We start from the raw sequence: 19,064 nt of genomic DNA, 5'->3' as shown, positions 1-19,064 counted from the left end.
ACAAATTTCAGAGTTATACCCGGAATTTTCTCCGTATCTGGACGTCATAATCAACTGCCACGCGCGTCGTGGCAAAGAATAAAAAGGATTAAGGAAATAAGATGAAAAAACGCGTATTCGTTATTGCCGCTCTGGTGAGCGGTGCACTGGCTGTTTCTGGCTGCACAACAAACCCTTACACCGGTGAAAGCGAAGCAGGTAAATCCGGCATCGGTGCGGGTCTCGGCTCGCTGGTAGGGGCCGGTGTGGGCGCACTCTCCTCCTCCAAGAAAGACCGCGGCAAAGGCGCGTTAATTGGCGCAGCGGCAGGTGCAGCCCTGGGCGGCGGCGTGGGTTATTACATGGATGTGCAGGAAGCAAAACTGCGCGACAAAATGAAAGGTACCGGCGTGAGCGTGACGCGCAGCGGCGATAACATCATCCTGAATATGCCAAACAACGTCACCTTCGACAGCAGCAGCGCAACGCTGAAACCAGCGGGGGCGAATACCCTGACCGGCGTGGCAATGGTGCTGAAAGAGTACAACAAGACCGCGGTGAATGTGATCGGTTATACCGACAGCACCGGCAGCCAGGATCTGAATATGCGCCTGTCTCAGCAGCGTGCCGATTCTGTGGCCAGCTCGCTGATCACGCAGGGCGTTGCAGCAAACCGCATCCGCACCAGCGGCATGGGCCCTGCAAACCCTATCGCCAGCAACAGCACGGCGGAAGGCAAAGCACAGAACCGTCGCGTTGAGATTACCTTAAGCCCAATTCAGTAAGGGCTGCCCCCCTCTTCCAGGGGGAGAGGGGGATAAGGGTGTCATGCCGCCACATCGGCATGAACCGCTTGCCATCGCTAATTTTCCCGCTAAGGTGTTCTCACTCACTTCAGGGAATTCAGCGATGAGCAAACCAACACGGGCCACAATCAGCGACGTGGCGAAAGCCGCCAAAACCGGTAAAACCAGCATTTCACGCTACCTCAACGGCGAGAAACACCTGCTGTCCGATGCGCTGCTCGCTCGTATTGAACAAGCTATTGCCGATCTCGACTACCGCCCGAGCCTTATGGCGCGCGGACTCAAACGGGGTCGTACCCGTCTTATCGGGCTTATCATCGCCGATATCACCAACCCCTACTCCGTCAACGTATTGAGCGGAATTGAAGCCGCCTGTCGCGAAAAGGGCTTTACGCCGCTGGTCTGTAACACCAACAACGAAGTCGATCAGGAGCTGCATTACCTGGATCTGCTGCGCAGCTATCAGGTCGAAGGGATTGTGGTGAATGCCGTGGGCATGCGTGAAGAGGGCTTAAACCGCCTGCAGCAATCCTCCCTGCCGATGGTTCTCATCGACCGCAAAATTCCGGAATTCGCCTGCGATGTCGTCGGGCTGGATAACACTCAGGCGGCGACAACCGCCACTGAGCATCTGATTGAACAGGGCTTTGAAGCCATCCTGTTTCTGAGCGAACCTCTGGGCATGGTCAACACCCGTCGTGAGCGACTGAGCGCGTTTCGTGCCACGCTGGAGCGTTACCCCGGCGTGATTGCCGAGAATGCCGAAACGCCCCTCCACGAAGCCGATCAGCTCGACAATACCCTGCGGCAGTTCCACACCCGCCATCGCGGAATGCGTAAAGCCGTTATTTCTGCCAACGGGGCGCTGACCCTGCAGGTCGCCCGCTCGCTTAAGCGCATCGGCCTGCACTGGGGAAGCGATATCGGTCTGCTGGGGTTCGATGAACTCGAGTGGGCAGAACTGGCTGGCGTCGGGATCACCACCCTCAAACAACCCACCTGGCAGATTGGCTATGCCGCTGTTGAACAAGTGGTTCGTCGTATTGAAGGCACCAGCGATGCCGTTCGCGAGCAGGTATTTTCCGGCGAGTTGATTGTTCGCGGCTCCACCGCCCGTTAATTTTCCCTTGTGATACCGATCATAAATTCAACATCCTGACCTTTTCTTTGGAACCGGTTCCATCTAGCGTAATAGTATTGATGTATTGCGATGGAGTCCGACGATGGGCAGAAAAATCATGGTGGTCACCGCCGCGTATGGCGCGGAACAGGTGCGACAGGCAGGTGGTCAACGGGCAATGCTGCCCGTCATTGCGGGCGCGGGTGCCGACGGCGTCGAGATCCGCCGCGAGCTGTTCAACAGCGAAGAGCTGCTGGCGCTGCCCGCGCTGGGTGAATCCATTGAGTTGCTGGGCCTGCTGGCATGCTACTCCGCCCCTGCGGCCCTGTTTATGCCCGATGGCACCCTCAACCCTGACCTGCCCCGTTATCTCAGCGAAGCCAGTACCCTGAATGCGCTGTGGCTCAAGGTCTCGCTGGGTCATTTCAGCGACACCCAGCCGCTTCACGCCCTGCGTGCCCTGCTCGATGAAAGCGGTATGGCCCTGGTGGTGGAAAACGACCAGACCGACTGCGGCCAGCTTGCGCCGATGCAGCGCTTCAAAGCCGCCTGCCGGGACATGGCGCTGCCCGTCACGCTGACGTTCGACATGGGCAACTGGCTGTGGGTGGGCGACTCCCCGGAAGAAGCCGCGCGCCATCTGGCCTCCGCAGTGAGCTATATCCACGTTAAAGCCGCCGTGCCGCATAAAGAAAATTTCCGCGCCGTGGCGCCGGATCGGGCCGATGCGCGCTGGCTGGATCTGCTTTGTCAGCTGCCCGCCGATGCCCCGCGTGGTATCGAGTTCCCGCTGGAAGGGGCGGATTTAACCGCCGTCACCCGTCATTACGTAAACCTGCTGCGTGAGGAGTAAACCATGCACAAGACGCTGGATGTGATCACTATCGGCGAAGCCATGGCAATGTTTGTCGCCACCGAAACGGGCGACCTGAGTACGGTGGAGCACTTTATCAAACGCGTGGCGGGGGCTGAGCTGAACGTCGCGACCGGCCTGGCGCGCCTGGGTCTGAACGTCGGCTGGGTCAGCCGCGTGGGTGATGACAGCTTTGGCCATTTCGTTCTCGATTCGCTGAAAAAAGAGGGCATTGATGCTTCCGGCGTCACCCTCGATGGACGCTTCCCGACCGGTTTCCAGCTTAAATCGAAAGTCGAAAATGGAACCGATCCCATTGTGGAGTATTTCCGTAAAGGGTCTGCGGCGAGCCACCTCTCAGTCGAGGATTACCACGCCCACTATTTCGCCTCTGCACGCCATCTGCATCTGAGCGGCGTGGCGGCTGCGCTTTCTGCCAGCTCGTATGCATTACTGGATCATGCCGCAACCACCATGAAGGCTCAGGGGAAAACGATCTCATTCGATCCTAACCTGCGCCCGGTGCTGTGGAAAAGCGAAGCGGAAATGATCGAGAAGCTGAACCGTCTGGCGTTTCAGGCTGACTGGGTTCTGCCGGGCGTGAAAGAAGGCATGATCCTGACCGGTAAAAACACCCCTGAAGGGATTGCCGATTTTTACCTTAACAAAGGGGTAAAAGCGGTGGTGCTGAAAACCGGCGCCGATGGCGCCTGGTTTAAAACGGCTAACGGCGAGCAAGGCGCAGTCGCGGCCGTGAAGGTCGATAACGTGGTTGATACCGTCGGCGCTGGCGATGGTTTTGCCGTGGGGGTCATTAGTGCCCTGCTGGAAGGCAAACCGCTGCAGCAGGCCGTCGCCCGGGGCAATAAAATTGGCTCGCTGGCAATCCAGGTGCAGGGCGACAGTGAAGGATTACCGACCCGCGCGCAGCTGAACGAATAAATTCCGTTTCCCTCCCCCTCTCCTCAGGTAGGTCAGGGGGAAACAAAACAAACCACCGTGTACCCTACATACAACGGCGGTACAAACCTCAACAACAGAGGCAAGCCTATGAACAGTTCGACCAATGCAGTAAAACGCTGGTGGTACATCATGCCAATCGTGTTTATCACGTACAGCCTGGCGTACCTTGATCGTGCCAACTTCAGTTTCGCGTCCGCGGCAGGGATCACCGAAGACCTGGGGATCACCAAAGGTATCTCTTCGTTGCTGGGTGCCCTTTTCTTCCTGGGCTACTTCTTCTTCCAGATCCCCGGCGCTATCTATGCGGAGCGTCGCAGCGTCCGCAAATTGATTTTCGTTTGCCTGATCCTTTGGGGTGCCTGCGCCTCACTGACCGGCGTGGTGAATAATATTCCTGCTCTGGCAGCCATTCGCTTTATTCTTGGGGTCGTTGAGGCAGCGGTAATGCCCGCGATGCTGATTTATATCAGCAACTGGTTTACCAAATCCGAACGCTCACGAGCCAATACTTTCCTGATCCTCGGTAACCCGGTCACCGTGCTGTGGATGTCGGTGGTTTCTGGCTACCTGATCCAGTCCTTCGGCTGGCGTGAAATGTTCATTATCGAAGGGGTGCCGGCGGTTATCTGGGCATTCTGCTGGTGGATGCTGGTAAAAGATAAACCTGCGCAGGCGAAATGGCTCTCCGAAGATGAAAAAGCCGCTCTGCAGGCGCAGCTGGATAAAGAACAGCAAGGCCTGAAAGCGGTGCGTAACTACGGTGAAGCATTCCGCTCGCGTAACGTGATTCTGCTCTGCGCCCAGTATTTCACCTGGAGCATTGGCGTGTACGGTTTCGTACTGTGGCTGCCATCGATTCTTCGCAATGCCGGTGAAAACCTTGGCATGGTGGAAGTGGGCTGGCTGTCATCCGTGCCTTACCTCGCAGCAACAATCGCCATGATCATTGCGTCATGGGCATCGGACAAAATGCAGAACCGTAAGCTGTTTGTCTGGCCGCTGCTGCTGATCGCTGCCTTTGCCTTTATTGGTTCCTGGGCCGTCGGCGCGAACCATTTCTGGGTCTCTTACACCCTGCTGGTGATTGCGGGCGCGGCAATGTACGCCCCTTATGGACCGTTCTTTGCGATCATCCCGGAGATGCTGCCGCGTAACGTGGCAGGCGGCGCGATGGCACTGATTAACAGTATGGGGGCGCTGGGCTCGTTCTGCGGCTCCTGGTTTGTGGGTTACCTGAACGGAGCAACCGGCAGCCCGTCCGCATCGTACATATTTATGGGGGTAGCGCTTTTCGCCTCCGTGTGGCTTACTCTGATTGTTAAGCCTGCTAATAATCAACAATTACCTGTCGGCGCACGCCACGCCTGAATCCTTAAAAATCAACGGAGATTAGCATGAAGCCGTCCGTCATTTTGTATAAAGCACTGCCGGAAGATCTGCAGAAACGCCTTGAGGAACACTTCACCGTTACCCAGGTGAAGAACCTCAGCCCGGAAACCGTGGCACAGCACGCCGATGCGTTCGCCAGCGCCGAAGGTTTGCTGGGTTCAAGCGAAAAAGTGGATGTCGCCCTGCTGGAGAAAATGCCGAAGCTTCGTGCTACCTCTACCGTTTCCGTGGGCTATGACAACTTCGACGTGGATGCCCTTAATGCCCGCAAGATCCTGTTGATGCATACGCCACATGCGCTGACGGAGACCGTGGCCGACACGCTGATGGCGCTGGTCCTCAGCACGGCGCGTCGTGTGGTCGAAGTGGCCGATCGCGTTAAAGCTGGCGAATGGACAAAAAGCATTGGTCCGGACTGGTTTGGGGTGGATGTTCATGGCAAAACGCTGGGCATCGTTGGCATGGGCCGTATTGGCCTGGCCCTGGCGCAGCGCGCACATTTTGGTTTTAACATGCCGATTCTGTATAACGCGCGTCGTCATCACAGTGAAGCCGAAGAACGTTTTAACGCCCGCTACTGCGAGCTGGATACGCTGCTGCAGGAAGCCGATTTTGTCTGTCTGATCCTGCCACTGACGGACGAAACCCGTCATCTTATCGGTAAAGAGGCGTTTGAAAAAATGAAGAAAACGGCCATTTTCATCAACGCGGGTCGTGGCCCGGTGGTGGATGAGAAGGCGTTGATTGAGGCTCTGCAACAGGGTGAGATCCACGCTGCCGGTCTTGACGTGTTTGAACAGGAACCGCTGCCGGTGGACTCCCCGTTGCTTTCATTGCCCAACGTGGTGGCCCTGCCCCACATCGGCTCAGCAACCCATGAAACACGCTACAATATGGCTGCAACCGCGGTAGACAACCTGATCGCTGCCCTTAGCGGAAAGGTGGAAATCAATTGCGTTAACCCGCAGGTTCAGCGATAGAAATGAAAAAACCCGCCAGAAGGCGGGTTTTTAAAATTTGTGCTACTGGGTTGGAAGCTTACAGGCTTACAACGTTACCAGCTGCTGGGCCTTTAGCGCCGCTTTCGATGGTGAAGGAAACTTTCTGACCTTCATCCAGAGATTTGTAGCCTTCGTTCTGGATAGCAGAGAAGTGTACGAACACGTCTTTAGAGCCATCGTCAGGAGTGATGAAGCCGAAACCTTTATCAGCGTTGAACCATTTTACCAGACCAGTCATTTTAGCAGACATAGAATTACCTTAATTAACAAATATATTGTGCCTTCCGGCTTGATGGATTGTGTTACAGATTTTTAAGCGATGAAGGAAGGGTCACTACGAAGGGTATCTATGGATAACAATCTGGACTGCTTTACTAAACTGCTTTAGGTCTGTGTAACAAACCGACCTGTATAGTTATACCGATGTGGTAGAAGAATAACAAGCGTTATTTTCGCCCGGAATAAAAAACCCCGCCTGAGGCGGGGTTTTCCGATTTATTCTGTGGCAGCGACCGCTGCACTCCACGCCTGACTAAAGGCCTGGTGCTGGGAGGCCAGTGGCCCAATCAGCGCATTATACTGGCTTGCCTGCTGCGAGGTCGGGAACTGAATACCGTTGGCCACAAAGCTCACCTGAGTGCCCTGCTGGGAGATGAAGTCCCCCACCTGAACCAGCTGCTGCGTGAAAATTTGCGCGGCTGGGATCAGCGGTTGCATCGCTTCAGAAGGTTTCGACACTACTTTCTCATACACTTTGTCGAAGACCGGTTTGAGATCGTCGCCCTGCTTCAGCGCGGAACGTGACGCGTCCGCCTGCATTTTCGCATTCTGCAGCTGTTGGCTCAGCACGCCGAGCGCACCGTTGGACTGGCGCAGCGGTTCACGTTGCGTCATGTAATCCTGCGGGACGCGAATAGCGTTCACGCTATCCACAACCGGACGGATACCGGAATCCATCGCCTGACTCACCTGCTGTGAATAACCATAAAGAATGGCGTAATCAGACACGAAGGGGCCAAACTGTTTTTTCTGATCCGCAGTCAGCGTCGGCAACCGTTCACCGCTGCGCATCACCGTATTCTGTAGAAAATCGATAAACGCTTTGCGCTGATCGCCTTCTTTATCAAAACACCCACTCAGGCTAACAACCATCAACAACGCCGCAATAGGCGCAAACCAGCGAGAGCAGGACTTTCCTGTCGCCATTTCATTACTCCTTTCACCCAAAAAAGCGCACACCGGCACATGCGTGCCCGACGCTGACAAGGATAGTCCAGGTCAGCCCTGCAAGATACTCTTTTCATGCAAAACGGCTATTGCCGTTTTATTTCTTACTATTTACAAAAAAATACCTGGCGAAGCCGACATAAGCGTAATCAGGTAATTAGTCTCACCCTGGCAACGGCTGAAACGCATAAAGCGATCGTTACCGCACGATTAATCACATCCGTGACGATCCGTCGTTTGTATTAGGGACTATTCTTAACAGGCTCTCTGATGTTCTTGATCCCGGTATGTGATTTAAGAGGAGTCCTCAATGGAATATAAAGATCCTGAGCTTGAGCTGCTGAGCAGCCTGGAACAGATTATTTTTAAAGATGTACCGCAGACGTTAACCCTGCAACAAAGATCCAATCCCTTTAAAGAATATGAGCAATTGCGCAAAGGGACTGGATTAAAAACTGAAGAATTCGCCAGAGCGATGGGTGTCAGCGTGGCTATGGTGCAGGAGTGGGAGTCAAAACGCGAAAAACCCACCCCAACCGAGCTAAAGCTGATGCGCCTGATTCAGGCCAACCCTGCACTCAGCAAGCATATAGCATGATGCAGTAAAGTGAGTTAACGCCCCCGCCTTTGCGGGGGCTTGTGTTTTAAAGGGGGGCACACCGCCAACCCGCCTCTTCCCAGACCAGTTCATGCGTCAATGCTAACCCCCGCAAAAAAGCCTCATCGTGAGAAACCACCAGCAATGCCCCGGGGAAACCGGCCAGTGCGGCTTCAATCGCCTCGACCGAGGCCAGATCCAGATGGTTGGTCGGTTCATCCAGCAGTAAAAGCTGCGTAGCGTCTTCGCGCCACAAAACACAGGCCAGAGCAGCCTTAAGACGTTCCCCGCCGCTCAGCTCAGCCAGCGGAAGCGCCACTTTGTCAGCGCCCAACTGAAGCTGCGCTAAACGGGTTCGCAGCACACCCTCTTCCAGAGGTGTGTGACTTAGATTGAGATGCGCCATCACCGACTGCGAAAGATCGAGTTGCGACAGATGTTGATCGAGATAAGCGCAGTTTACCGATACCTTACACGTTCCTGAGAGCGGAGCCACTTCGCCGAGAATGGCTTTTAAAAGCGTCGATTTACCGCAGCCGTTTGGTCCTTTTAGCGCCACGCGCATCGGTCCGTCCATCCGCCAGTTGGTCGGCGGGAGAGTGACGTGTGGCAGCACCAGCCCCTCCATCACCAGCACCTGTTTCCCCTCAGCAATCTGGCTTCCAGGCAACGTGAACATCACCGGATTCTCCTCTTCAACTCGCTCCCGGGCCTTGTTCACCGCAGCATTCAGCGCTTCATGTTGATCGCCATGCTGTTTTTTCCAGGCGCCAATGCGCTCTTTGGCGGCCATTTTGTATTTGACCCGCTCGAACGAGGCGATATTAAGGTTATCGACCGTACGTAACGTCTTCGCCGAACGCCGCTGGCTTTCGTCATGCTCTTTTTGCATCCGCGCGCGGGTGCGTTTGCGTTCTGTTGCCGCATGTTCCAGTGCCGCACGGGCTGCCTGCTGTTCGGCGTCCCGCTGATGCGTATAGTCGTCGTAACTGCCACCGTAGTGGCGAAGACCCGAGGCGCTCAGTTCAAGAATACGCGGTACCTTCGCCAGCAGTTCACGGTCGTGGGAGGCCACCAGCACGCCCCCCTGATAACGGGCGAGCTGGTCGTAGAACCACTCACGTCCCTGCCGGTCGAGATGGTTGGTGGGTTCGTCCAGCAGCAGATAATCCGCATCAGCCGTAAACGCGCCACAGAGCAACGCGCGAATGCGCTCGCCGCCACTGAGTTCCATGGCTGATTTATCCGGGTCAAATGGTGGAAGTTTTGCGTGGAAAAACGCCTCGCTCAGGCGTTCTGCTACATCCCAGTGTCCGTCGAGTAACGCCAAATCATCGGGCTGGTAGTCACCGCTGTCGATGCGCTTACGCGCCGCAAAAATCGCCTCATACCCCAGCAGCTCAGCAAGCGTGGTTCGCGGGGAGATATCGGGCTGTTGTGCCACATAAGCGTGCGTTGCAAAACGTTCGATATGACCGCTGGCAGGTTCATCACACCCTGCCAGCAAACGTAGCAGACGTGTTTTACCGCTGCCGTTGGGGCCAACCAGCGCGCACAGTGACGGCGCCAGAGAAAGATTCAGCGGACCAAAAAGGGTATCGCCCGTCGCAAACTGACAGGTCACCTGATGCAAAATAAAAGAAGGGGATTGCGCAAAATGAGCCATAAGCACTCCTGAATGAAATCAAAACATCCCCTGCCGACGCGGTCGCGTTTAGCAAGGATCGAAATTCATCAGTCGTGTTTGTTCATTTTCGGGATGCGCTCCTGAGGGAGAAATATAACGAGAAACAGGATAACGGTAATTTGCTGACCATTTCAAGGTGAATTTTTAGGCGATTGCACTGCACTTATCCGGCCCACGAAAAAACGAGACATAAAAAAACCCGCCGAAGCGGGTTTTTCTCATCTGCTGGCCCGTCACCGGGCACATGCACGTTACTGCAGCAGCGAAATATCCGCCACGCGCAGGAACAGCTCACGCAGTTTTTCGAGCATAGAGAGACGGTTGATACGCAGCTCTTTATCTTCCACGTTCACCATCACTTTCTCGAAGAAGGCATCGATGACATCACGCAGTTCCGCCAGCTCCACCAGGGCTTCCTGGTAGCGGCCTTCGGCGAAATACGGCTCCAGCTTGTCACGCAGTACCACAACCTGCATCGCCAGGGCGATCTCTTCTGGCTCTTTCAGCGTCGCAGCGTTCACACGCTCGTTCAGCGTTTCGTCTGATTTCGCCAGAATGTTAGAGACACGCTTGTTAGCCGCGGCCAGTGCAGATGCCGCTTCCAGCGTACGGAAGTGGGAAACCGCCTTCATACGCGCATCGAAATCTGCCGGACGGGTTGGACGACGTGCCAGTACCGCCTGAATGGTATCGACGGTGTAACCTTCGTCCTGATACCACGCACGGAAGCGACCAAGCATAAAGTCGATCACATCATCGACCACGTTGGCGTTGGTCAGCTTATCACCGTACAGACGTACCGCTTCTTCAGTCAGGGTCTGCAGATCCAGGTTCAGGTTCTTTTCAACGATGATACGCAGCACGCCCAGGGCAGCACGACGCAGCGCAAACGGGTCTTTGTCGCCTTTTGGATGCTGACCGATGCCAAAGATACCTGCAAGGGTGTCCATCTTATCGGCAATCGCGACCGCACAGGCCACCGGATTAGACGGCAGCGCGTCACCCGCGAAGCGCGGCTGATACTGCTCGTTCAGGGCCACGGCCACATCTTCCGCTTCACCGTCGTGACGCGCGTAGTGCATCCCCATCACACCCTGGGTGTCGGTAAATTCGAACACCATGTTGGTCATCAGGTCACACTTGGACAGTAAACCCGCGCGCGTTGCGTGGTTCACATCCGCACCGATTTCACGTGCGATCCAGCCAGACAGCTCCGCAATACGGTCAGTCTTGTCGCGCAACGTACCCAGCTGTTGCTGGAACAGCACGGTCTGCAGACGTGGCAGGTGATCTTCCAGACGCTTTTTACGGTCGGTGTTGAAGAAGAACTCGGCATCCGCCAGACGTGGACGCACCACTTTCTCGTTACCGGAGATAATCTGGATCGGATCTTTTGATTCAATGTTCGCCACGAAGATGAAGTTTGGCAGCAGCTTGCCGTCGTTGGCGTAAACCGGGAAGTACTTCTGGTCACCCTTCATGGTGTACACCAGCGCTTCAGCCGGCACGGCCAGGAATTTCTCTTCGAACTTCGCGGTCAGTACCACTGGCCATTCAACCAGAGAGGTCACTTCTTCCAGCAGGCTGTCGCTCAGATCCGCTTTACCGCCAATCTTACGCGCCGCGTCTTCCGCATCCGCCTTGATTTTGGCTTTACGCTGTTCGTAGTCAGCAATAACTTTACCGCGCTCCAGCAGGATCTGCGGATACTGGTCAGCATTGTCGATGGTGAACTCAGGCTCGCCCATGAAGCGGTGCCCACGGATCACGCGATCGGACGCCACACCCAGGATGGTAGCCGGAATAACGGTATCGCCCAGCAGCAGCGTCACGGTGTGCACAGGACGCACGAAGTGCACGTCGCTTGCGCCCCAGCGCATCAGTTTTGGAATCGGCAGCCTGGCCAGTGACGTGGCGATCATGTCAGGCAGCAGCGCTTGCGCACTTTCACCTTTCACATGTGCACGGTACAGCAGCCACTCGCCTTTATCGGTGGTCAGACGCTCAGCCTGATCGACGGTGATACCACAACCACGCGCCCAGCCTTCAGCCGCTTTGCTTGGCTTGCCTTCAGCATCAAATGCCTGAGCAATCGCCGGTCCACGTTTTTCAACTTCACGATCCGGCTGAGACGCCGCCAGGTTCGCCACTTTCAGCGCCAGACGACGCGGAGCAGCAAACCATTCAATTTTACCGTGTGCCAGGCCAGCGTTATCCAGCTCAGCAGTCACGTTCGCAGCAAAAGATTCAGCCAGGCTGCGCAGGGCTTTTGGTGGCAGCTCTTCGGTGCCAATTTCCACCAGGAAAGTTTTCTCAGACATGGCCGCCTCTTATTTGTTTCGGTTGCACATCGGGAAGCCAAGGGCTTCACGGGACGCATAGTACGCTTCTGCAACGGCTTTGGTCAGGGTACGAATACGCAGAATGTAGCGCTGACGTTCAGTCACGGAGATGGCTTTGCGGGCGTCCAGCAGGTTGAAGCTGTGGGCGGCCTTCAGAATACGCTCGTAAGCAGGCAGCGGCAGCGGAGACTCCAGCGCCAGCAACTGCTGCGCTTCTTTCTCGTACTGCTCGAAGCAGGTGAACAGGAAGTCCACATCCGCGTATTCGAAGTTATAAGTGGATTGCTCCACTTCGTTCTGATGGAACACGTCGCCGTAGGTGGTTTTACCCAGCGGGCCGTCGCTCCAGACCAGGTCGTAAACGCTGTCTACGCCCTGAATATACATGGCCAGACGTTCCAGACCGTAGGTGATTTCGCCGGTAATCGGTTTACATTCCAGACCGCCAACCTGCTGGAAGTAAGTGAACTGCGTCACTTCCATACCGTTCAGCCACACTTCCCAACCCAGACCCCAGGCACCCAGCGTTGGGTTCTCCCAGTTATCTTCCACGAAACGGATGTCGTGAATGGTTGGATCCATACCCAGCTCTTTCAGTGACCCGAGGTACAGTTCCTGAATGTTGTCTGGCGATGGCTTAATCACCACCTGGAACTGATAGTAATGCTGCAGACGGTTCGGGTTTTCGCCGTAACGGCCATCGGTCGGACGACGTGAAGGTTGCACATAAGCAGTCGCCATTGGCTCCGGCCCCAACGCGCGTAAGCTGGTCATTGGGTGTGAAGTGCCTGCGCCTACTTCCATGTCCAAAGGTTGAACAATGGTACAGCCCTGACGAGCCCAGTAATCCTGTAAGGTCAGGATCAGGCCCTGGAAGGTCTTGGTATCAAACTTTTGCATAGTATGTCGTGCTGGATACGTGTGGTTTTAAATGGAAGGGACCAGTATACCCGCTGCCTGCAAGATATACAGTACGAAACGGGTTTGTTTAGGGAAAATTGGGGAAATAAGCCACCACGCCAGGCAGCTGCCGGCGTCTGGCTGTTGATTATGCGAGCGGCTTAGCGCATGGAGAGATGTAAAAACTGACCGTCTGCGTCAAACGAACAGACAAAGCCCTCTTTACGGGACGTATGGCCTTTCAGCTCATAACTCCCCTGGAATCGCTCAAATCCGGTGACATCAATGTTCTGCGCATCCGAGTTATAGCGGCGCGCAGCCTGATCCTTACAGAACTGCTCCATATTCAGGGAGCGTTCCGGGCTGATTTTTCCCTGCTGTGCTTTTTGCACGGGTGCAGAGGGTGGCGTACTGCATCCTGCCAGGATAAACAGCAGAAAGAGTGACGCCGCACGCTTCATCATCATTTTTATTACCGCCCTGTTCAGTGGCTGTTATTTTTAGTAGCAAAGCTTTTATAGATTATGCCCTGGCATTCTGCGAACCTCGCGGCTTTCAAACAAGGCTGCTCAATAAAACTCAGAATTTTCCAGAGAGAGGCTTCAATACAATCGCAGTCACACTGAATTTACAAGGGATGATGAGGAACTGATGTCGTCAAAAATTAGCTGGATTGATAATCTGCGAGGAATAGCGTGTCTGATGGTGGTCATGATCCACACGACGACCTGGTATGTCACCAATGCGCACAGTATCAGCCCTGTTAACTGGGATATAGCCAATATTCTTAACTCCGCGTCGCGGGTCAGTGTGCCGTTGTTCTTTATGATTTCCGGCTTTCTCTTTTTTGGCGAGCGTAGCGCGCAACCGCGTCATTTTATCCGCATCGCCGCCTGCCTGGGCTTCTACAGCGCCGTGGCCTTGCTCTATATCACCCTGTTCACCTCGATTAACGCCGGGCTATCTTTCAAATACCTTCTGCAAAAACCCGTCTTCTACCATCTGTGGTTTTTCTTCGCCATTATCGTTATCTATCTGGTTTCCCCACTGATTCAGGTGAAAACCGTGAGCGGGAAAATGCTGCTGGCGCTGATGGTGGTCATTGGCATCATAGCCAACCCGAATACGGTCTCGCAGAAAATTGATGGTTTTGAATGGTTACCGGTCAATCTCTATATCAACGGCGATACCTTTTACTACGTGCTCTACGGCATGCTGGGGCGAGCTATCGGGATGATGGACACCCAAAAACGCGGCATGAACGGGCTATGTGCAGCGCTGTTTATCATCGGCGTGATCGTAATTTCGCGTGGGACGCTGCATGAACTGCAATGGCGCGGCAATTTTGCCGATACCTGGTACCTGTACTGCGGCCCGATGGTCTTCATCTGTGCCGTATCCCTGCTTACGCTCGCCAAAAACACCCTGAACGCACGCCCCCTTCCGGTGCTGAGCGTTATCTCCCGACACTCGCTCGGAATATACGGTTTTCACGCGCTGGTGATCCACGCCCTGAGAACGAGAGGGGTCGAGTTCAAAAGCTGGCCGGTACTGGATATCCTCTGGATTTTCACCGTCACGCTGATGGCGAGCCTGCTGCTGTCAATGCTGCTGCAGAAGGTCGACACCCGCCGCTTCGTCAGTTAACGCTGCGCTGTCGGGCACGATGATACTGGCGCGGGGAGGAAAACCCCGCGGCCAGTGAGGCCTGTTCCACGCCACGCCCTTGCAACAGCCACTGTTCAGCCACCGCCAGACGCAACTGCTCCAGATAGTCGCGAACGCTTATCCCTAAATGCGTCTGAAAAAGCCGCGTTAAATGGCGCGGGCTGACATGCGCCAGAGCGGCAATCTCGGGTAAAGCCCAGGCTTTGTGCGGCTCGGTGGTAAGCGCGTCCTGCGCGCGATGAATGGCCGGGTGAAGATGATTGCGGTAGCGTAACCATGGCGACAGCTGGGGATCGTCCCCGGAGCGACGAAACCAGACCACCATTTCGCGCGCCACGGCCAGCGCTTTTTCTGCGCCACACAGGCGGTTAATCATATGCAGCGCCAGGTCGATGCCCGAGGTGATGCCTGCGCTGGTCCAGATATTCTCATCCTGCACGAAGATCCGGTTTTCTTTGATGATTGCCGTCGGAGCCGCCGTACGCAAACGGCTTATAACGTCATGATGCGTTGTGCACTGCCGGTGATTCAGCAAGCCCGATTTTGCCGCCAGCAACGCCCCTGAACAGACGCACATGACGGTGATATCCTGACGATGAATGTGCGGCTGCAGGCGCATTAACCAGTGCTGAATCAACTGCGCCTGCGGCGTTGAAAACTGAAAGCGGGAGTCGCTTACCCCCGGCAGCACCAGCAAACTGCCCTCAGGCAGGCTTTCCGGCAGCGGCTGAATACCGCCCATCATCAGACCAATCGACGTCGGAACCTCTGCCTGCGGACCAATGTAATGCAGGCGAAACGCGTCCCCTGCCAGCACAAAGGTCTCTGCCGGGCCCGTCATGTCTAATGACAGCACCCCGGGCAACATCACAAACCAGACGTCGATGCTCATTACAGTGACTCCAGCGTCTCCGCAACCGTTTTAATGTCGGCAAACCGCCCGGCCAGTACCGTCTCGGTACGATGGCGCAGTTCCTCTGCGCTCAGGGTTATCCCCTTGTGCGTCATTGGAAACGTGAGCGTTGCCTCGCTAACGAAGGTCACAGCATAGCCCAGATCGGATGCCACCCGCGCAGTGGTTTCACAGCATTGCTCCGTGCGAATGCCGCACACGATGAGCTGATTAATGTCTCGCTCACGCAGCCAGCGGTCAAGCCCGGTATCCGTGAACGCATTATGGACGTGTTTCTGGAAGACCACGTCCGGCTGATGACGTAAAAAGGCCATCGGTTTGACATAGCCGCTTTGCAGTGTGAACGGACCGTCTTCATCTACATGGAAAATATCAACGACAGGAATGCCACGCGCCTGGCAGCCCTCAATCAGCCCCAGCATCGCCTGCTGAAAGGCAGGAATCTCGTTCTCCTGCCAGTAATCGCGGTGATGAAATGACTGCTGAGTATCGATGTTGATTAATGCAGTACGTGACATGTTGAATCTCCTCGCCAGTGGGTATGACACCATACTGGCAAGGAAATGAAGGCCCGCACAGACCAAAAAAGGACAACCTCGTGCCTCTGACAGACAACCGTATTTACGACATCAGCGGCAGCAGCTGTTGGTAGATTTTGCGAAAGACCTCGCGTCTTTGCGCATAACGCGCATGACGTGCCGCGTCAGGCAGATGCGCCTGTTCCAGTTGAAGCTGCGGTAACAGCTGAGAAAGCGGCGTTTCCGGGTTCATGGCAATCTGTGCCAGTCGCGCTGCACCGAGCGCAGGCCCCACATCACCACCGGTACGAAAATCGAGCTGCAGTCCGCTGATATCAGACAGCATCTGGCGCCAGTAGCTGCTACGCGCACCGCCGCCAATCAGGGTGATACTCGCCGGCGTCACACCGCAGTCATGTACCACGTCCATTCCGTCCGCAAGGGCATATCCCACGCCTTCCAGAACGGCACGAGCCAGTTCCGCCGGACCATGCTGATGGGTTAACCCAAAGAATACCCCTTTCGCTTCCGGGTTGTTATGCGGCGTGCGCTCGCCGGAAAGATAGGGTAAAAACCAGACGGTACCCGCACTTTCATCCGCCTGCTGTGCAGCAGCAATCAGTGCCGGAACATCAGCCATCCCGGTCAGTTTCGCGGCCCAGTCAAGGCAAGAGGCGGCGCTCAACATAACCGACATCAGATGCCATTTTCCCGGCAGCGCATGGCAGAAACTGTGAACGGCACTTTCAGGATTACTGCGATAACCATCGCTGACCGCAAAATAGACGCCAGACGTTCCCAGCGAAAGCATCGCCTGCCCGGCTTCCACCATCCCGACCCCCACGGCACCCGCCGCGTTGTCACCGCCACCGGCCACCACCGGGACAGCGGGCATATTCCAGCGCTCTGCGACGGCTGTCTGTAAGGTACCCGTTATCTCACTGCCCTCATAGAGCGCTGGCATATGTTCGCGGGTCAGGTGGCAGGCATCGAGCATGGCCTCACTCCAGTCACGCTTGGCCACGTCGAGCCACATCGTGCCGGCAGCGTCAGACATGTCGCTGGCGAAATCACCCGTCATGCGAAAACGCAGATAATCTTTTGGCAGTAAAACTTTCGCCACCTGACGGAAAATTTCCGGCTCATGGCGGTGTACCCACAGTAACTTTGGTGCGGTAAAACCGGGCATCATCAGGTTGCCGGTAATACTGCGGGAGGTGGGTACTCGCTCTTCAAGGAGTGCGCACTCTTCTGCACAGCGACCATCGTTCCAGAGAATGGCCGGTCGCAGAACGTGATGCTGACTGTCCAGTAACGTCGCGCCGTGCATTTGCCCGGCAATGCCGAGGGCTTTGACGTCACGCAGACTGTGCTGTTCACCTAGCGCTTTGATTGCACGATCCGTTGCCAGCCACCACTGCTCCGGATCCTGCTCCGACCATAGCGGATGCGGACGTGAGACCTGCAGCTTTTCTGTCTGCGTTGCTAACACGTCGCCCTGCTCGCTTAACAGGATGGCTTTCACACCCGATGTGCCAAGATCAATCCCGATATACATTCGGTGACTCCTTTAACAGAAATGCCCGGTGGCGCGACGCTTACCGGGCTTACGTTATTATCTACTCACTGTTATTTATCGAACAGGTAGTGATTAACCAGGTTTTCCAGCAGTTCCTGATGCCCGCTCTGATGCTGCGGTGCCAGTTGATGTTGTTCAGCGTACTTCGCGACGTCCGCAAGCGATAACTGGCCTTTCAAAATTTGCTGGCCCAGCTCACTGTTCCAGCCGCTATAACGCTTCGCGACACGTTTATCCAGTTCACCGTCTTCAATCATACGGGCGGCGACTTTGAGCGCCAGCGCCATGGTATCCATTGCGCCAATATGGCCGTAGAACAGGTCGTATTTGTCGGTGCTCTGACGGCGCACTTTGGCATCGAAGTTCAGCCCGCCGGTGGTGAAACCACCCGCTTTGATAATTTCATACATCACCAGCGCATTCTCTTCCACGCTGTTCGGGAACTGGTCGGTATCCCAACCCAGTTGCGCATCGCCGCGGTTAGCATCAACAGAACCGAAGATACCCAGCGCGATAGCAGACGCGATCTCGTGATGGAAAGAGTGGCCGGCCAGCGTGGCATGGTTGGCTTCAATGTTAACTTTGATCTCTTTTTCCAGGCCGAACTGTTTCAGGAAGCCGTACACGGTAGCAACGTCGTAGTCGTACTGGTGCTTAGTCGGTTCCTGAGGCTTCGGTTCGATCAGCAGCGTGCCGCGGAAACCGATTTTATGTTTATGGTCGACCACCATCTGCATAAAGCGGCCAATCTGCTCGCGCTCCTGACGCAGGTCGGTGTTGAGCAGGGTTTCATAGCCTTCACGACCGCCCCACAGCACATAGTTTTCGCCGCCCAGCTGATGCGTGGCGTTCATTGCGGTAACCACCTGCGTTGCCGCCCAGCTAAACACTTCCGGATCAGGATTGGTTGCCGCACCCGCGCCATAGCGTGGGTTGGTAAAACAGTTGGCCGTGCCCCACAGCAGCTTCACGCCGCTTTGCTGCTGTTTAGCCGCCAGCACATCCACCATCTGCGCGAAATTGTTCAGATACTCTTTCAGTGAGGCGCCTTCCGGCGACACATCCACGTCATGGAAGCAGTAGTACGGCACGTTCAGTTTGTGGAAGAATTCAAAGGCGACATCGGCTTTACGCTTCGCCAGCTCGATGGCCTCACCCGGCTGCTGCCATGGACGGTCAAAGGAACCCACGCCGAACATATCGGCTCCGTTCCAGCAGAAGGTATGCCAGTAACAGGCGGCAAAGCGCAAATGATCTTCCATGCGCTTACCCAGCACCAGCTCATCCGGGTTGTAGTGACGAAATGCTAAAGGATTGGTTGTTTTCGGGCCTTCGTAACGAACACGATCGAGTTGGTCGAAATAAGCTTGCATATTGAGCTCCATAATCAGGGTATGCGGCGAGTCGTTGATACAGGAGTAATAGTGAATAGACATTTTGGCTTGCTCAATTACGTTATTTCACACTGCTATTGAGAGAATGCACAACTGTGCGCTGGCTCGCAAAATAATGTGCAGGCAA

The 19,064-nt window shown here is 55.4% G+C and carries 18 protein-coding genes; 8 read left to right on the top strand and 10 right to left on the bottom strand.

Annotated elements, in window-relative coordinates; all coding sequences use genetic code 11:
• Positions 1–101: 101 nt before the first annotated feature.
• From BJP35_RS04345 to ghrB, 6 genes are all read left to right on the top strand, one after another.
• Positions 102–764: an OmpA family lipoprotein gene (locus BJP35_RS04345; RefSeq protein ID WP_014168137.1), complete on the top strand. Its 663-nt coding sequence runs from the start codon at positions 102–104 to the stop codon at positions 762–764.
• 124 nt (positions 765–888) lie between these two features.
• A complete protein-coding gene (locus BJP35_RS04340) occupies positions 889–1,905 on the top strand; it encodes a LacI family DNA-binding transcriptional regulator (RefSeq protein ID WP_032679356.1) in 1,017 nt (338 codons plus the stop codon).
• Between the two features lie 103 nt (positions 1,906–2,008).
• On the top strand, positions 2,009–2,758 hold the full coding sequence (locus BJP35_RS04335) for a sugar phosphate isomerase/epimerase (RefSeq protein ID WP_032679355.1): 750 nt from the start codon (positions 2,009–2,011) through the stop codon (positions 2,756–2,758).
• Between the two features lie 3 nt (positions 2,759–2,761).
• A complete protein-coding gene (locus BJP35_RS04330) occupies positions 2,762–3,700 on the top strand; it encodes a sugar kinase (protein ID WP_025206424.1) in 939 nt (312 codons plus the stop codon).
• Between the two features lie 108 nt (positions 3,701–3,808).
• Positions 3,809–5,089 (top strand): MFS transporter, encoded by a 1,281-nt coding sequence (locus tag BJP35_RS04325; protein ID WP_020882640.1) that lies wholly within the window; start codon positions 3,809–3,811, stop codon positions 5,087–5,089.
• A gap of 26 nt (positions 5,090–5,115) precedes the next feature.
• The gene (gene ghrB / locus BJP35_RS04320; RefSeq protein ID WP_014168132.1) at positions 5,116–6,090 is read left to right on the top strand and encodes a glyoxylate/hydroxypyruvate reductase GhrB; all 975 of its coding nucleotides are present in this window, start codon (positions 5,116–5,118) and stop codon (positions 6,088–6,090) included.
• A gap of 58 nt (positions 6,091–6,148) precedes the next feature.
• On the opposite strand, the gene cspA is transcribed toward ghrB, so the two are convergent.
• On the bottom strand, positions 6,149–6,361 hold the full coding sequence (cspA, locus tag BJP35_RS04315) for an RNA chaperone/antiterminator CspA (RefSeq protein WP_014168131.1): 213 nt from the start codon (positions 6,359–6,361) through the stop codon (positions 6,149–6,151).
• Positions 6,362–6,606: 245 nt separating this feature from the next.
• Entirely contained in the window at positions 6,607–7,317 is a 711-nt protein-coding gene (locus BJP35_RS04310; RefSeq protein ID WP_020882641.1) for a DUF3053 domain-containing protein, read from the bottom strand.
• A 331-nt stretch (positions 7,318–7,648) separates the two neighbouring features.
• Here BJP35_RS04310 and BJP35_RS04305 point away from each other — a divergent pair, with 331 nt between their 5' ends.
• Positions 7,649–7,936: an HTH-type transcriptional regulator gene (locus BJP35_RS04305; RefSeq protein ID WP_014168128.1), complete on the top strand. Its 288-nt coding sequence runs from the start codon at positions 7,649–7,651 to the stop codon at positions 7,934–7,936.
• A 46-nt stretch (positions 7,937–7,982) separates the two neighbouring features.
• Here the strand turns inward: BJP35_RS04305 and BJP35_RS04300 are convergent, their stop codons facing one another.
• The 4 genes from BJP35_RS04300 to BJP35_RS04285 all read right to left on the bottom strand — a co-directional run bounded on the left by BJP35_RS04300 (position 7,983) and on the right by BJP35_RS04285 (position 13,332).
• Complete coding sequence (locus BJP35_RS04300; RefSeq protein WP_047742819.1) at positions 7,983–9,602, bottom strand: ABC-F family ATP-binding cassette domain-containing protein; 1,620 nt, start codon at positions 9,600–9,602, stop codon at positions 7,983–7,985.
• Between the two features lie 272 nt (positions 9,603–9,874).
• Complete coding sequence (gene glyS / locus BJP35_RS04295) at positions 9,875–11,944, bottom strand: glycine--tRNA ligase subunit beta (protein WP_014168126.1); 2,070 nt, start codon at positions 11,942–11,944, stop codon at positions 9,875–9,877.
• Between the two features lie 9 nt (positions 11,945–11,953).
• Entirely contained in the window at positions 11,954–12,865 is a 912-nt protein-coding gene (glyQ, locus tag BJP35_RS04290) for a glycine--tRNA ligase subunit alpha (protein WP_014168125.1), read from the bottom strand.
• A 161-nt stretch (positions 12,866–13,026) separates the two neighbouring features.
• Positions 13,027–13,332, bottom strand: a complete 306-nt coding sequence (locus BJP35_RS04285) for a YsaB family lipoprotein (protein ID WP_014168124.1) — start codon at positions 13,330–13,332, stop codon at positions 13,027–13,029.
• A gap of 184 nt (positions 13,333–13,516) precedes the next feature.
• Between BJP35_RS04285 and BJP35_RS04280 the strand changes: the two genes are divergently transcribed.
• Positions 13,517–14,512 carry an acyltransferase gene (locus BJP35_RS04280; RefSeq protein ID WP_047742817.1) on the top strand — a complete coding sequence of 332 codons (996 nt, stop codon included), beginning with the start codon at positions 13,517–13,519 and terminating at the stop codon, positions 14,510–14,512.
• Here the strand turns inward: BJP35_RS04280 and BJP35_RS04275 are convergent.
• The 4 genes from BJP35_RS04275 to xylA form a co-directional block, all read right to left on the bottom strand.
• Positions 14,505–15,425 carry a GlxA family transcriptional regulator gene (locus BJP35_RS04275; RefSeq protein WP_014168122.1) on the bottom strand — a complete coding sequence of 307 codons (921 nt, stop codon included), beginning with the start codon at positions 15,423–15,425 and terminating at the stop codon, positions 14,505–14,507. The two genes, BJP35_RS04280 and BJP35_RS04275, sit on opposite strands and share 8 nt — an antisense overlap.
• Complete coding sequence (locus BJP35_RS04270; protein WP_047742815.1) at positions 15,425–15,964, bottom strand: isochorismatase family protein; 540 nt, start codon at positions 15,962–15,964, stop codon at positions 15,425–15,427. Before BJP35_RS04270 ends, BJP35_RS04275 begins: the two co-directional genes overlap by 1 nt.
• Positions 15,965–16,067: 103 nt before the next feature.
• Positions 16,068–17,522 (bottom strand): xylulokinase, encoded by a 1,455-nt coding sequence (gene xylB, locus BJP35_RS04265; protein ID WP_047742813.1) that lies wholly within the window; start codon positions 17,520–17,522, stop codon positions 16,068–16,070.
• 71 nt (positions 17,523–17,593) lie between these two features.
• The gene (xylA, locus tag BJP35_RS04260) at positions 17,594–18,916 is read right to left on the bottom strand and encodes a xylose isomerase (protein ID WP_086462926.1); all 1,323 of its coding nucleotides are present in this window, start codon (positions 18,914–18,916) and stop codon (positions 17,594–17,596) included.
• Between the last annotated feature and the right edge of the window lie 148 nt (positions 18,917–19,064).

This window comes from Enterobacter sp. J49 (genome assembly GCF_002148625.1).
GTDB lineage: Bacteria > Pseudomonadota > Gammaproteobacteria > Enterobacterales > Enterobacteriaceae > Enterobacter > Enterobacter ludwigii.
This window is presented reverse-complemented; position numbering and strand designations above follow the sequence as displayed.